A 15,521-nucleotide genomic window follows, 5' to 3' on the forward strand; every position below is an offset into this window, starting at 1 on the left:
AAGGTTTATACAATTGCGGCAAGTCCAACAGTCAACAAAAATTGTAAATTAAATAATATATAGAGAAAAATTTTTTAAAATTGAGCTTTAAAATGTAAAAAAGGTAAATAATAATAGTAATGATTAAAATAAGAAATTAATCACCTTATTTTAAGAAAGTGAGCGATAGTTTAGAGTGTAAGGAAAATAATATGTGAAACTTTCCAATCATAAGGGAGAACGCGCAATGGATGTATATAAAATTAATGGCGGAAACCGTCTGAAAGGCACAGTCAAAATAAGTGGAGCTAAAAATAGTGCGGTTGCTTTAATCCCCGCATCAATTTTAGCTAATTCTTCCGTCACTATTGGTGGAATACCAGAAATTTCAGATGCTTGGACGCTAAAAGCATTGTTGGAGGAAATTGGTGGCGAAGTTAGTTTTGAAAATGGTCAAATGACGATAGATCCTAAAAATATGCTTGCAATTCCTTTACCTAATGGAAATGTAAAAAAACTTCGTGCGTCTTACTATTTAATGGGGGCAATGTTAGGACGCTTTAAAAAAGCAGTTATTGGTTTGCCAGGAGGCTGCTTTTTAGGTCCGCGTCCAATCGATCAGCATATTAAAGGATTTGAAGCTTTAGGGGCAAAGGTTACAAACGAACATGGTGCCATCTATTTACGTGCAGAGGAATTAAAAGGTGCGAAAATCTACTTGGACGTTGCCAGTGTAGGTGCAACGATTAATATTATGTTGGCAGCTGTTCGGGCAGAAGGTCGTACGGTAATCGAAAACGCTGCAAAAGAACCTGAAATTATTGATGTTGCCACTTTATTAAATAATATGGGGGCAAATATAAAAGGTGCGGGTACAAGTGTGATTCGTATTGATGGAGTAGATGAACTACATGGTACAAAACATACAATAATACCAGACCGTATCGAGGCGGCTACATTTATGATTATGGCCGCTGCTATAGGTGATGGAGTAACTGTTGACAATATTATTCCTTTCCATTTGGAAGCAGTGACAGCAAAATTGCGTGAGATGGGTGTCGAAGTAATAGAGGGAGAAGAAAGCGTCTTTATTTCAAGAACGGATGTACTGCAAGCTGTAGATGTTAAAACCCTTGTATACCCTGGGTTCCCCACTGACGTCCAACAACCGCTCTCCGTTTTAATGACACAAGCAATCGGTGCCTCAAAAGTAACTGATACGATTTACACAGCTCGTTTTAAACATATTGATGAACTACGACGCATGAATGCGAGCGCTAAGGTTGAAGGAAATACTGCAATCATTCAAGGTCCTACAAAACTTCATGGTTCAAAAGTTACTGCTACAGATCTTCGAGCAGGAGCTGCACTAGTTTTAGCTGGATTAATTGCAGAAGGTGAAACTGAAATTCGAGATATTTATCATATTGAACGAGGCTATAGCTCGCTTATTGAAAAGTTATGTGCCCTTGGTGCTAATATTCGACGTGAAACAATTGCTGTGAGCACCATTAAAAGAGCAGAGTAAAAGATAGAGAAAAATACCCAAAATTAAGATAGAAAAAAATATGTTACAATAGATGGAACATATAGTTTCGGTACTCGCCGAAAACAGGAGGCAAATGAAGAATGGAACGTAGTTTAACGATGGAAGTAGTACGTGTAACAGAAGCAGCAGCAATCGCTTCTGCGAAATGGATGGGACGCGGATTAAAAGAGGAAGCAGACGATGCAGCAACAACAGCAATGCGCGCTTTATTCGATACAATTCCAATGCATGGTACCGTTGTTATTGGTGAAGGTGAAATGGATGAAGCACCAATGCTTTATATTGGTGAGGAACTTGGCCTACGTAACGGCGGACCACAAGTGGATATTGCAGTCGATCCTCTTGAAGGAACAAACATCGTTGCAAAAGGAACAAACGGAGCAATGACAGTTCTAGCAATTGCAGACCGTGGAAACTTATTAAATGCACCTGATATGTATATGGAAAAATTAGCTGTAGGTCCAGAGGCAGCAGGAAAAGTTGACATAAATGCGTCAGTAACAGATAATTTAAAAGCAGTAGCAAAAGCTAAAAATAAAGAAATTTCAGATGTTGTGGCAATTTTATTAGATCGCCCTCGCCATCAACATATTGTAGATGAAATTCGTGAAGCGGGCGCTCGCATTAAATTTATCCAAGACGGAGATGTAAATGCTGCAATTAGCACTGCATTTGATGAGACTGGTATTGATATAATGTTTGGTACTGGTGGTGCTCCAGAAGGTGTAATCTCAGCTGTAGCATTAAAATGTTTAGGCGGCGACTTCCAAGCTAAATTAATACCAGAAGATGAAGCTCAAGTAGAGCGATGCAAAAAAATGGGTATTGATTTAGATAAAGTGTTATACTTAGAAGACTTAGTAAAAGGCGACGATGCTATTTTTGCGGCAACGGCTGTAACCGATAGTGAGCTATTAAGAGGCGTACAATATAAAGGGGATTATTGCTTAACGCACTCGGTAGTAATGCGAGCAAAAACTGGAACAGTTCGTTTCATCGAAGGTCGTCATAGTATTGACAAAAAACCTAGATACGTAAAATAACTTCAATTACTGAGATGCCTGATTATGAAAACTCTTCTATTCAATCGGGCATCTTTCCTACAATCTTTTCTTACTTTATTACCCTACTGCGAGAAAACTTCCAACATATGAGTATATAAAAATTAAATTAAAAGACTGGAGAAATGCTATGTCAGCTCTTACAATAGCTCAATTAGAAAATATGACGTTAAAAGAGTTATATGCTCTTGCACGTGATTATAAGATTTCATATTATAGTAAATTAACAAAAAAAGAGTTAATTTTTGCTATTTTGAAATCACGTTCTGAACAAGAAGGCTTCTTCTTCATGGAAGGTGTCCTTGAAATAGTCAATCAAGAGGGGTTTGGGTTCCTTCGACCAATTAACTATTCACCATCCAAAGAGGATATTTATATCTCTGCTTCACAAATTCGCCGTTTCGATCTACGTAATGGTGACAAAGTTTCTGGTAAGGTCCGCCCACCGAAAGAAAACGAGCGTTATTATGGATTACTGCAAGTCGATGCTGTTAACGGTGAAGATCCGGAAGTCGCAAAAGAACGTGTTCACTTTCCAGCATTAACGCCACTTTATCCTGACCGACATATCAAGCTTGAGACAACTCCTACTAAGCTATCTACTCGTATTATGGACTTGGTAGCGCCAGTTGGATTTGGACAACGTGGTTTAATTGTTGCACCGCCAAAAGCAGGGAAAACTTCTCTATTAAAAGAGATTGCAAATGCTATTACAACTAACTATCCAGAAGCTGAATTAATCGTTTTATTAATCGATGAACGTCCTGAAGAGGTAACAGATATTGAACGTTCAGTAAATGCAGATGTTGTTAGCTCTACGTTTGATGAGGTGCCAGAAAATCACGTAAAGGTTGCTGAACTTGTGTTAGAGCGTGCACGCCGTTTAGTTGAACATAAACGTGATGTGATTATTTTAATGGATTCTATTACACGACTGGCTCGAGCATATAACTTAGTCATTCCACCAAGCGGACGTACGTTATCTGGTGGTATTGATCCAGCAGCGTTCCACCGTCCAAAACGTTTCTTCGGTTCTGCACGTAATATCGAAGAAGGCGGCAGCCTAACAATTTTAGCAACTGCATTAGTTGATACAGGTTCACGTATGGATGAGGTTATTTATGAAGAGTTCAAAGGGACAGGCAATCTCGAACTTCATTTAGACCGTAATTTAGCAGAACGTCGAATCTTCCCAGCTCTTGATATTCGCCGTTCAGGTACACGTAAAGAAGAGCTGTTAATTCCTTCAGAACAGCTAGAAAAATTATGGGCAATTCGTAAAACGTTTTCAGATGCACCTGACTTTGCAGAACGCTTCCTGAAAAAATTGCGCAGCACGAAAACTAATGATGAATTTTTCGAAAAACTGAATGAAGATATGAAGAAGGCGACAAAAGGAAAAGGGTTAATCTAAAGTAAAGTTTGAGATTTGCCGCATTGTAATGAAATGAGATTATTTTTCTGAAAAAATACAATTTCATCTTTTTGTTGCGTTCATTTTTAATTCTTGCTATAATCTTTTAGGTATGTAACGTGTGCATATGTAACTGGCATATTCGGGTTATGTAAGGCGCAGTACGAATATTACTCTGTTCCAGATGGTTCAGGGCGAGAGGAGAAACGAATATGAAACAAGGAATTCATCCAGAATACAAAACTGCAACAGTAACATGCTCTTGCGGTAACACATTTGAAACTGGTTCAGTTAAAGAAAAAATCACTGTTGAGTTCTGCAACGAGTGCCACCCATTCTATACTGGACGTCAAAAATTCGCGTCTGCTGACGGACGTGTGGATCGTTTCAACAAAAAATACGGTCTTAAATAAGAACTTTATAAAATGCCTGCCAAGCAACTGCTGGCAGGCATTTTTTAGATATATAATGTTACTGAAAAATGTGGGATGCTTTTCAAAGCACTTAAATATTTGATGTACCCGCATAAAAATAGCTCAAATCCGCGTAAATAATTATGAAACCGCGTAAAAGGCTCAAAAACAAAGCATATAAAATAGAAAAGAGGTTCGCAATATAACATGGCGCAATTATTTTTTAAGCATGGAGCAATGAACAGTGGAAAATCTATTGAAATTCTAAAAGTTGCACATAATTATGAAGAACAAAATAAGCCGGTATTAATTTTTACTTCTGGGATTGATACTAGAGATGAAGTAGGATATGTATCAAGCCGTATTGGACTTCGCCGCCAAGCGATACCTGTATTCAATGATACAAACCTATTTGAATATGTAAAAAATTATCCTGAAAAACTTTATTGTGTTTTAGTGGATGAAGTGCAATTTCTTACAAAAGAACATGTTTTACAGCTAACTAAAATCGTTGACGAGTTAAACATTCCTGTAATGGGCTTTGGCTTAAAAAATGACTTCCAAAACGAGCTGTTTGAAGGAAGTCGTTATATGCTCATTTACGCGGATAAAATTGAAGAAATGAAGACGATTTGTTGGTTCTGTCATAAAAAAGCAACGATGAACCTACGTGTTGATGAAAATAACAAGCCAGTCTACACAGGTGAACAAATTCAAATCGGTGGCAATGATACATATTATCCGGTTTGCCGAAAATGCCATGTAAACCCGCCGCTATAAGCTGCATTAACTATGAATGTAGCGATTTCCCCATAATTTCTTTATAATGAGATAGTACAAAAATAATGAGAGAATTAAATTGGCGGATACAATTCAAATTTTGGCGGATAAAGCCTAAAAATTGGCGGATACATCCCTAAAATTGGCGGATAAACTCTAAAATTTGGTGGATAACCCCAACAGTTTAGAAGATAACCCCAAAATTCGCGGATCAACTAAAAAGCGAATTTCAAACACAAAATAATTGAGGTGAAACCAACCATGTTTGATCGATTACAGGCGGTTGAAGACCGTTACGAAAGATTAAATGAATTACTTAGCGATCCAGATGTCGTTAGTGATAGTAAAAAGCTTCGCGAATACTCAAAAGAGCAATCAGATATCCAAGAGATGGTTGAAGTATATCGTGAATATAAAGAAGTTAAACAACAGCTAGCAGATGCAAAAGAAATGCTCGAAATTGAAAAAGACCCTGATATGCACGAAATGGTAAAAGAAGAATTCAATGAATTAAATGCACGCATTCCAGAACTAGAAGAACGCCTTCGAATTCTTTTAATTCCAAAAGACCCGAACGACGATAAAAACGTTATTATGGAAATTCGCGGAGCAGCAGGTGGGGATGAGGCAAACATTTTTGCTGGGGATCTATTCCGTATGTATTCTCGCTACGCTGAAGCACAAGGCTGGAAAATCGACATTATGGAAGCTACACCAAATGCAATGGGTGGTTATAAAGAGATTATCTTTATGATTAACGGGCAAGGTGCTTATTCTAAGTTCAAATTTGAAAACGGTGCACACCGCGTTCAACGTGTTCCAGCAACAGAATCACAAGGTCGTATCCATACGTCAACTGCTACAGTAGCCTGTCTACCAGAAGTAGAAGAAGTTGATGTTGAAATTCATGAAAAAGATATTCGTGTAGATACATTTGCATCATCTGGTGCAGGTGGGCAATCGGTTAATACGACAATGTCAGCTGTTCGTATGACGCACATTCCTACTGGTGTGGTTGTTTCGATGCAGGATGAGCGTTCGCAAATTAAAAACCGTGAAAAAGCGATGAAAATTCTTCGTGCCCGTGTTGCCGATATGTATCAACAAGAAGCACAAAAAGAAATTGATGCAACTCGTAAATCAGCAGTAGGTACTGGTGACCGTTCAGAACGTATTCGCACATACAACTATCCACAAAACCGCGTTACAGACCATCGTATTGGTTTAACTCTTCAAAAGCTTGATATTATCATGGAAGGTAAGCTGGATGAAGTGATTGATGCATTAATGTTAGAAGAGCAAGCTTCGAAACTTGCACGTCTAAACGATGAACAATAAAACAATTTTTGAGGCCCTTAGTTGGGCTTCTTCTTTTTTAGTAGCTCATGGTCGTGACGAAAACGCTGCAAGACTACTAATGCAGCATATTTTACAAATCAATTACTCGGGATTAATGATGCGAATGCATGATGAAATTTTACCAGCCCACTTAGAACAGTTTAAAGACTATGTAGAGCAGCATGCTAAAGGTCGTCCTGTTCAATACATTACAGGTGTTGAAGAATTTTACGGAAGACAATTTGAAGTCAATGAATCTGTCCTAATTCCACGTCCTGAAACAGAAGAATTGATTGTTGGTGCAATCGAACGAATGAATAAAATATTTGGGCATAATGCCAAAGTAAAAATAGCCGACATCGGAACGGGCAGTGGTGCTATCGCTGTAACCATGAAAGGTGAATGGCCAAATGCAGAAGTGACAGCGACAGATATTTCTAACGACGCACTGCAAACCGCAAAGAAAAACGCTGATAAACTAGACGCAGCGATCGATTTTAGGATGGGTGATTTAACTAAACCAATCGCCAATGAAAAATGGGACGTCATTTTATCCAATCCTCCTTATATTGCTTTCGATGAAGCCAAAGAAATGTCAGAAGTTGTATTGGAGCATGAACCACATACAGCACTTTTTGCAGAGGAAAATGGCCTCATTCTATATCGAAAGCTAGCTGAACAGCTGCCGGCATTATTAAATAAACCTGCTTTAATTGGTGTTGAGATAGGCTACACACAAGGGGAGGCAGTAGAGAATTTCTTTAAATCTAGTTTTCCACAGGCGAAAATTGAAATCGTAAAAGATATAAATAAAAAAAATCGACTAGTTTTTTGTGAAATACATGTATAAAAAATTCTCTTCCTGCCAATTATGATGTCAGGGAGGGAATTTATCATGTTAAACGATTACGAGATTACAAGAGTTGAAAAAACAGTTTATCCGATACTTAGTCTATTAAAATTAATTGCGTGTTCATTAGCAGTGTTCTGTGCCATTCTATTATTACCGAAATTTATAAATGAAGTCTACGAAACTAGAAATAATTTGGTTGACGATTCATTAAAAATTCGAGTGATAGCAAATAGTAATACAGCAGCAGATCAACAATTAAAAAGTGAAATGGTTGCAAGTCTAACACCATATTTTAAGCAAATTCAAGAAAATGAAATTTCCAATGCAGGTAATGAAGAAATATATGAACAGCTAGCTGCTTTTGTGGAAAAAAATTATGCACAGGCTGATGTGAAAATTAATATTGGGGAAAATTTAATCCCGCCAAAAATAGCGGCCAATACATTTTATCCACAATATTTTTATAATTCCATCGTTTTAACGATTGGAGACGGTCGTGGGGATAATTGGTGGTGCAGCATTTTTCCAAATGTTTGTGAGCGTCCAAGTGAAAAAGAAGACACTAAAAAATCCGAAGAAGCTGAAGAAAAAGAAGTGAAGTTTCTTGTTTGGGAATGGATAAAGAAATTATTTAACTAAAATTTATCAACAAAATTTTAAAAATTATGCACAGGTAGTATATAATTATCCACATATTGTGTATAACATAATGAAAATGCCTTTTAATAAAGGAGTTGGAAGGATGGAAACAGTTCGAGTGCTTGTGGATAGTGATGGGGATAATGAGGAAAGTTATTCACAAGCTGTGGATTTATTAAATAATGGGGAAGTTGTCGCGTTTCCGACAGAGACCGTATATGGTTTAGGAGCAGTTGCAACAAATGATTTGGCGGTAAAAAAAATATTTGAAGCAAAAGGCCGTCCTTCAGATAACCCATTAATCGTACATATTGGCACGATTGAAGAAATTACAAATTATATAGAGGAAATTCCTGAAAACGCTAGAAAACTAATGGACGCTTTTTGGCCGGGTCCATTAACGATTATTATGAAAGCAAAAAAAGATGTTCTAGCTCCGAGTGTAACAGCTGGTTTATCGACTGTCGGAATGCGTATGCCCAGTCATGGAGTAGCATTGCAATTATTAAGAAGACTGAAAAAGCCAGTCGCTGCGCCAAGTGCAAATCGAAGTGGAAAACCAAGTCCAACAAAAGCAATTCATGTAGAAGAAGATCTTCGTGGACGTATCCCGCTTATTGTAGATGGTGGAGTAACAGGAATTGGTTTGGAATCTACAGTTTTAGATGTTACCGTAAATCCACCAGTTATCCTGCGTCCAGGCGGAGTTACGAAAGAAATGCTAGAGGGAGTAATTGGACAAGTCATCCAGCCCAATCATGAACAGCAAAAGCTCGATTCAACACCAAAGGCACCAGGGATGAAATACACGCATTATGCTCCAAACGCTCCTGTCTATTTAATTGAAAGCAATAAAGACGTTGTTGAAAAGGCTTTGTTGAAGCTGAAAAATGAAGGGAATAAAGTTGCATTACTTGCACCAGATCAGTTTAAAGAGTTAAAGGCAGATTATTTCTTCCCATTTGGTGAAGAAGGCGATAAACTATATGATGCTTTAAGAGCTTGTGATAAAACAGACGCAGCAATAATCTTAGCAACAGAGACAACAACAGAGGGAGTCGGCGCTGCTATTATGAATCGATTGCAAAAAGCCGCTGGTGGCAAGTGGTTTAATTTTTAGTTATCAGGGGGGCTGTCTAGAAGTGAATTCTGGGCAGCCTCTCTCCGTCTCTAGCAACTACTCCTGCAGTATTTCGCATCCTTCTAATAAGCTCCGAGTGTAAAGACATTTCGAACAGTTTCTTTTTTTATAGCAATGTAAACTAGGAATGATATTAAAAGAGGACGAGGCATAAGATAGTACAAATCAATAAATAGGAAAGAGGACTATTTTGCAGGAAATACTTACGGGACTCATTGTCGCTTTGGATGTAGTAGCTCTTTATCTACTGCTGCCAGATGTAAAAAGACGATTTATACTATCTTTGTATACAGGTATATTACATATGTTTTTTCCAATAATAGGGTTTACTCTAGGAAGATGGATAATGAACATGCTATTACAATGGTCCAGCTTAATTTCGAGTATTTTATTATTTTTTATTGGACTTCAATTAATTCTTTCGACAAAAAATCGTCAAATTATAGCGATTCCAATCTCGATTTTAGCAGTAACAGCAAGTTTAGATACCTTTTCAGTTAGCATTTCTTTTGGTATGCTTAACTTACAAAAGTATTTATTTATACTTAGTGCGGGACTATGTACTTTTGTTCTATCATACATATCCTTGCAAATTGCAAGAAGCCGCTTTACTTTTAAAGGCGATAGTATAAAATGGCTAGCAGGTATTTCATTAATCGTAATTAGTATTTATACATTCATCAACAGTATCGATAATTCTTAAGAGGAAGAGTGACAACATGAATATTTATTTTGTATGTACTGGGAATACGTGTAGAAGTCCTATGGCTGAGGCTATTTTAAAAAGTAAAAACATTGAAGGTCTTCAAGTAAAATCTGCAGGAATTTATGCATTAGAGGGAGGGGAAATTTCCGAAAATGCAAACGCAGTTCTTGAGCAAAACCAGATTCAGTTTGAACATGTTACTGCTCAAGTAAAGAAAGAAGATATCGAGTGGGCTGATTTAATTTTAACAATGACGTTGGCACATAAAAATATGATCCTTCATACTTTCCCAAATGGACAAAACAAAACATTTACTTTAAAAGAATTCGTGGCACCTTATAGTTCAAAAGATGTTTCAGATCCATTTGGAGGAGACATTTATACTTATAAACAAACTTTTCTAGAATTAAAAAAACTAATTGACGAATTACAATTAAAGATTACTGGGGGTCGCACGAATAATGAAAAGTAATAAAACTTTTAGCTTGCGCAGGAAATTAGTTTTATTTGTTGGGGTTCTTGCCCTTGTTACGTATTCTACAAGTTTTGTATTTATTCATTTTCTACATGAAGCATTCTTCTCATCAATTATAGAAAATCAAATATTATTTGAAATTATTACATATGTATTGGGAATTACTTGGTCTTGTATTTTAGCTGCAATTTGTAGTTCTGTTTTAGTAAAACCGTTGCAGCAGCTAGAAAAAACCGCTACTCGTGTGGCGGAGGGTAAAATTGGTCAAGATGTTGAAATGCCGAGAACAAATGATGAGATCCGTTCTGTTGCAGAAGCGTTCCAATTAATGCTGACTAACTTAAGACAAATGGTTGATAGCATTGACGGCAATTTCCAAAAAACAAATAACACAATTATTGAATTGTCTGAGCAAACATCCTCAGCATCTAGAAAAGCAGAGGGAATTGCAAGCACTGTCGGTCAAATTTCAGAGGGTGCTGAAGCTTCAGCGGCAGCAGTTCAAGAAACGGTGGAAGCTATCGAGGATGTACGTGTTTTAGCTTCAGAAGTAAACTCTCGTGCGTTAAACTCTGCTACTCAATCGCGTCAGATAATTCAAAATTTAAAATTAACAACAGATTCAATCCAAGGTTTAGTAAATAGTATTCAACAAATTGCAAAAGGCAATGAAAAAGCACTAGATAACATTCATCAGTTAGAAAAAAATGCTGAACAAATTGAAAGAATTATTAGTTTAGTAGGCGACATTGCTGCTCAAACTAATTTACTAGCTTTAAATGCTTCCATAGAGGCGGCCCGTGCTGGCGAACATGGTAAAGGGTTTGCAGTTGTGGCAGAAGAGGTTCGTAGTTTAGCAGATGAGAGTGCAAAAGCAGTTCAAGGAATTACCGCTCTTATTCAAACGATGCAAGAAAATGTAAATATAGTTGTTAAACAAATGAATGAGCAAGTTACTTTTGCAGTGAATGAGTCATCGAAAGTTTCAGAGACAACGGCTACTGTTGAAGGGATGGCTTCAAGTGTTCGCGAAATGGCAGATGCAGTTGTCGATATTTCACAATTAATTGAAAAGCAAATGACCAATATTGAAACAACAGCTCGTCAATCACAAGAGGTTGCTGCGATTGCTCAAGAAACTTCGGCAGGTGCACAGGAAGTTCGAGGCTCTACAGAAGAACAAGCATATGCAATTGAAGAAGTTGAAAGACTTTCACAGGATTTAAAACGTCAATCTGAACAGCTATACAAAATGATTCAACAATTTGATAGATCCAATTAATTAGAAAAGTTCCGGAATTCTACTAGATGAATTTTCGGGGCTTTTTTTGTTGTATACCAGATGTTAATTGAAAAAAATATTGACACACAAAATATTCGGAATTTTTCGTTGTTTCACGATGTAATACGCTATATACGAATTATAATATTAAAATTTAACTATTTTTTAGCCAAAAAGTGAACGTTGTATTATTTGTAAGCAAAAACATTCGTATTTTACTAAAAATATTCTATATTTCTTTGCAAAATACATGTTATTCTTCAACAATAAGTGGTACACTGTTGATGAAACAAGAGTGTAGGAGGTAACATAGTGAAAATTGCAATTTCTTCAGACCATGGCGGCAATAATTTACGTAAGGAAATTATGTCACTATTAGACGATCTTGATATTAGCTATGAAGATTTTGGTCCACAATCTTCGGATTCTGTTGATTACCCTGATTATGCTAAACCAGTAGCGGATGGTGTTGCCAGCGGTAAATTTGATCGTGGAATCTTAATTTGCGGAACAGGAATCGGAATGTCCATTGCCGCAAATAAAGTAAAAGGCATTCGTTGTGCATTAGTTCATGACGTGTTTAGTGCAAAAGCGACTCGCTGTCACAACGATTCGAACGTACTAGCAATGGGGGAACGTGTCATCGGGCCAGGCCTTGCATGTGAAATCGTAAAAGCGTGGTTAAATACAGACTTTGAAGGTGGTCGCCACACTCGACGCATTGACAAAATTTCTGAGCTTGAAGGGTAAGTGTCAACGAATGACTTCATTACAACACTCGCAAAATCAATTGTCTCAGTTGTTAAATGAACTTGAACAACAAGTGCAATTCAAATCAAAGCAATTGTTTGTTATTGGCTGTTCTACCTCTGAAATTGTTGGATCCAAAATTGGAACTGCTGGAGCAATGGAAGTAGCTGAAGCACTTTACGAAGTATTTGCACGCTTTGCCAAAAAACATGATATTTATTTAGTTTTTCAGGGCTGTGAACATATTAACCGTGCATTAACGATGGAATATGAAGCAGCGGAGAAATATTCATTGGAACCGGTAACAGTTATTCCAGTAAAACACGCTGGAGGCTCGATGTCGGCTTATGCCTATACACAAATGGAAAATCCAGTAGTTGTCGAGCGGGTTAGCGCACATGCAGGAATTGATATTGGTCAAACGTTAATTGGTATGCATTTAAAGGAAGTCGCCATTCCAGTACGTACTTCTATTCGTCAAATTGGAGATGCAATCGTTACAGCAGCGACTACTCGGCCTAAGCTAATAGGTGGAGCGCGTGCTATTTATGTAAGACAGAGCGAATAATACTTAAAATTTTATAGAGATTCGATAGAGACCATTTAGATTTTTTCATAGAATAAGAAGTGTAAATTTTTTGAAGAATGACTAGCAAGAGCCACCCAGCCCCTTGAGGTGACAGATTTGATAATGTCATGAGAGGAGCGATTTTTATTAGGGTGCTTACGCTTTTCTTACTATATAAAACAAATGAATGATTAGGGGGATTTTTAACAATGGCATATGAAAAACTAGCAGCACAAGATAAAGCGGTACTTGAAGGAATTTTAGCAGAGAAAAAGCGCCAACAGGCAAACATTGAATTAATTGCATCTGAGAACATTGTTTCAGAAGCGGTAATGGAAGCACAAGGTTCAGTATTAACAAATAAATATGCTGAAGGTTATCCAGGCAAACGCTATTATGGCGGATGTGAACATGTAGATGTAGTTGAGGATATTGCACGTGATCGTGTAAAACAAATCTTTGGTGCAGAATATGCAAACGTTCAACCACACTCAGGTGCACAAGCTAACATGGCTGTATACTTCACAGTTCTTGAACCAGGCGACACAGTGTTAGGGATGAACCTTTCTCATGGTGGCCACTTAACGCACGGTTCACCTGTTAACTTCTCTGGAATTCAATATAAATTTGTAGAGTACGGCGTAACAAAAGATACAAATGTTATTGATTATGAAGATGTACGCGCAAAAGCATTAGAACATAAGCCAAAATTAATTGTAGCTGGTGCTTCTGCTTATCCACGTGAAATCGACTTTAAAAAATTCCGTGAAATCGCTGATGAAGTTGGTGCTTACTTCATGGTGGATATGGCACATATCGCTGGTCTTGTGGCTGCTGGTGAACACCAATCTCCAGTTCCATATGCTGATTTTGTAACCTCAACTACTCATAAAACATTACGTGGCCCACGTGGTGGATTAATCTTAACTTCAGAAGAGTGGGGTAAAAAGATTGATAAATCCGTATTCCCAGGTATTCAAGGTGGTCCGCTAATGCACGTTATCGCTGCAAAAGCTGTTGCATTTGGTGAAGCGTTGCAGCCAGAATTCAAAGAATACGCAAAACAAATTAAAGCAAACGCTAAAGTGTTAGCTGAAACATTAGTATCAGAAGGCTTAGAGCTAGTTTCTGGTGGTACCGATAACCATTTATTATTAGTAAATGTAAAATCAGTTGGTTTAACTGGTAAAGTAGCAGAGCATTTACTTGATGAAGTAGGAATCACTGCCAACAAAAACACAATCCCTTACGATGAAGAAAAACCTTTCGTCACTTCTGGTATCCGTCTAGGTACTGCTGCAGTAACTAGCCGTGGCTTCAAAGAAGAAGATTTGAAGGAAGTTGGTTTAATCATTGCTAAACTTCTTAAAAATCCAGAAGATGAAGCTGTTAAAAAAGAAGCTGCTGACCGCGTAAAAGCTTTAACTGACAAATATCCAATTTATGAAGAATTAGTAACAAATATTTAATTAAAAGCGAATCCTCGTCCAATTTATATTGGATGGGGATTTTTTTAGGGGAATAGATTTCCTTAAATGAGTGATTAATTCACAAAAGTAGGTGATAACTTCACAAATCAGGGTGATAAGGTCATAGAAGGGAGTGATAACTTCACAAATCAGGGTGATAAGTTCATAAAGGGGAGCGATAACTTCACAAATTAGAGTGATAAGAAACAAGCTATTAAAAGAACCTAGTTAAGAAACTTCATTCATTCGACATAATGTTTTATGTTATGACTTTTTTTGATATACTAGGCTAGATAAAGTGAAATTTCATTTAGTTGGTATGATATTTACTAAATGATTGCCACGATTAGATATAGTTAGGAGCGAACCACATTGAGCAAAGTATATGTATTTGATCACCCATTAATTCAGCATAAGCTAACGTATATTCGTGATAAAAACACAGGAACAAAAGAATTCCGTGAACTTGTTGACGAAGTAGCAACATTAATGGCATTTGAAATTACTCGTGATATGCCGGTAGAGGAAATCGAAATCGAGACTCCTGTAACTACAGCAAAAACAAAAGTGCTTTCAGGGAAGAAACTTGCTATTGTTCCAATCTTACGTGCAGGAATTGGCATGGTAGACGGTGTTTTAAAACTAATTCCAGCTGCAAAAGTAGGACATATTGGTCTATACCGTGATCCTGAAACATTAAAACCTGTAGAATATTATGCAAAACTTCCAGCAGACGTTGAGGAACGTGAATTTATAGTAGTAGACCCAATGCTTGCAACAGGTGGTTCAGCTGTAGAAGCTATTAATTCATTAAAAACGCGCGGAGCTAAAAATATCAAGTTCATGTGTTTAATCGCTGCTCCAGAAGGCGTAAAAGCAATTCAAGATGAGCATCCTGATGTAGATATTTACATTGCAGCACTTGATGAAAAACTTAATGACCACGGCTACATTGTTCCAGGTTTAGGCGATGCAGGCGACCGTTTATTTGGGACAAAGTAATCTTGGTAATAAAGTTTTCGCGTAGTTCTGTTTTACAAAACAGGGCAGATTTAGCAGCTTTACTATAATAAAAGGGGGCTCAGAGTAGGTTGTTACCCATGC

General features: G+C 37.3%; 16 protein-coding genes. All 16 read left to right on the forward strand.

Going from position 1 to position 15,521, the window contains the following annotated elements; genetic code table 11:
- Positions 1-226: 226 nt before the first annotated feature.
- The 16 genes from MKY04_RS03740 (at position 227) to upp (ending at position 15,419) form a co-directional block, all read left to right on the forward strand.
- Complete coding sequence (locus MKY04_RS03740; protein WP_126295275.1) at positions 227-1,507, forward strand: UDP-N-acetylglucosamine 1-carboxyvinyltransferase; 1,281 nt, start codon at positions 227-229, stop codon at positions 1,505-1,507.
- 101 nt (positions 1,508-1,608) lie between these two features.
- Complete coding sequence (gene glpX / locus MKY04_RS03745) at positions 1,609-2,571, forward strand: class II fructose-bisphosphatase (RefSeq protein WP_126295276.1); 963 nt, start codon at positions 1,609-1,611, stop codon at positions 2,569-2,571.
- Between the two features lie 148 nt (positions 2,572-2,719).
- Positions 2,720-4,003 carry a transcription termination factor Rho gene (rho, locus tag MKY04_RS03750; RefSeq protein WP_126295277.1) on the forward strand — a complete coding sequence of 428 codons (1,284 nt, stop codon included), beginning with the start codon at positions 2,720-2,722 and terminating at the stop codon, positions 4,001-4,003.
- A gap of 212 nt (positions 4,004-4,215) precedes the next feature.
- Positions 4,216-4,416, forward strand: coding sequence for a 50S ribosomal protein L31 (gene rpmE / locus MKY04_RS03755; RefSeq protein WP_126295278.1), 201 nt, complete (start codon positions 4,216-4,218; stop codon positions 4,414-4,416).
- A gap of 207 nt (positions 4,417-4,623) precedes the next feature.
- Positions 4,624-5,196 (forward strand): thymidine kinase, encoded by a 573-nt coding sequence (locus MKY04_RS03760; RefSeq protein WP_126295279.1) that lies wholly within the window; start codon positions 4,624-4,626, stop codon positions 5,194-5,196.
- Positions 5,197-5,457: 261 nt separating this feature from the next.
- Complete coding sequence (prfA, locus tag MKY04_RS03765; protein ID WP_126295280.1) at positions 5,458-6,534, forward strand: peptide chain release factor 1; 1,077 nt, start codon at positions 5,458-5,460, stop codon at positions 6,532-6,534.
- Positions 6,524-7,384 carry a peptide chain release factor N(5)-glutamine methyltransferase gene (gene prmC, locus MKY04_RS03770; protein ID WP_126295281.1) on the forward strand — a complete coding sequence of 287 codons (861 nt, stop codon included), beginning with the start codon at positions 6,524-6,526 and terminating at the stop codon, positions 7,382-7,384. Before prfA ends, prmC begins: the two co-directional genes overlap by 11 nt.
- A 45-nt stretch (positions 7,385-7,429) precedes the next feature.
- On the forward strand, positions 7,430-8,026 hold the full coding sequence (locus tag MKY04_RS03775; protein ID WP_185807773.1) for a stage II sporulation protein R: 597 nt from the start codon (positions 7,430-7,432) through the stop codon (positions 8,024-8,026).
- Between the two features lie 103 nt (positions 8,027-8,129).
- Positions 8,130-9,146 (forward strand): L-threonylcarbamoyladenylate synthase, encoded by a 1,017-nt coding sequence (locus MKY04_RS03780; protein ID WP_126295283.1) that lies wholly within the window; start codon positions 8,130-8,132, stop codon positions 9,144-9,146.
- A gap of 211 nt (positions 9,147-9,357) precedes the next feature.
- Positions 9,358-9,870: a manganese efflux pump MntP family protein gene (locus MKY04_RS03785; RefSeq protein ID WP_126295284.1), complete on the forward strand. Its 513-nt coding sequence runs from the start codon at positions 9,358-9,360 to the stop codon at positions 9,868-9,870.
- Positions 9,871-9,886: 16 nt separating this feature from the next.
- Positions 9,887-10,345: a low molecular weight protein arginine phosphatase gene (locus MKY04_RS03790; protein ID WP_126295285.1), complete on the forward strand. Its 459-nt coding sequence runs from the start codon at positions 9,887-9,889 to the stop codon at positions 10,343-10,345.
- Entirely contained in the window at positions 10,335-11,630 is a 1,296-nt protein-coding gene (locus MKY04_RS03795) for a methyl-accepting chemotaxis protein (protein WP_126295286.1), read from the forward strand. The genes MKY04_RS03790 and MKY04_RS03795 overlap by 11 nt, the downstream gene beginning before the upstream one ends.
- Before the next feature lie 312 nt (positions 11,631-11,942).
- Complete coding sequence (rpiB, locus tag MKY04_RS03800) at positions 11,943-12,380, forward strand: ribose 5-phosphate isomerase B (protein WP_126295287.1); 438 nt, start codon at positions 11,943-11,945, stop codon at positions 12,378-12,380.
- Between the two features lie 10 nt (positions 12,381-12,390).
- Positions 12,391-12,948 (forward strand): TIGR01440 family protein, encoded by a 558-nt coding sequence (locus tag MKY04_RS03805; protein ID WP_126295288.1) that lies wholly within the window; start codon positions 12,391-12,393, stop codon positions 12,946-12,948.
- A 209-nt stretch (positions 12,949-13,157) separates the two neighbouring features.
- On the forward strand, positions 13,158-14,417 hold the full coding sequence (gene glyA, locus MKY04_RS03810; RefSeq protein ID WP_126295289.1) for a serine hydroxymethyltransferase: 1,260 nt from the start codon (positions 13,158-13,160) through the stop codon (positions 14,415-14,417).
- 372 nt (positions 14,418-14,789) lie between these two features.
- Positions 14,790-15,419 carry a uracil phosphoribosyltransferase gene (upp, locus tag MKY04_RS03815; protein ID WP_126295290.1) on the forward strand — a complete coding sequence of 210 codons (630 nt, stop codon included), beginning with the start codon at positions 14,790-14,792 and terminating at the stop codon, positions 15,417-15,419.
- The last annotated feature ends 102 nt before the right edge of the window (positions 15,420-15,521 follow it).

The sequence above is a fragment of the Lysinibacillus telephonicus genome (genome assembly GCF_039654155.1).
Classification (GTDB): Bacteria; Bacillota; Bacilli; order Bacillales_A; family Planococcaceae; genus Ureibacillus; species Ureibacillus telephonicus.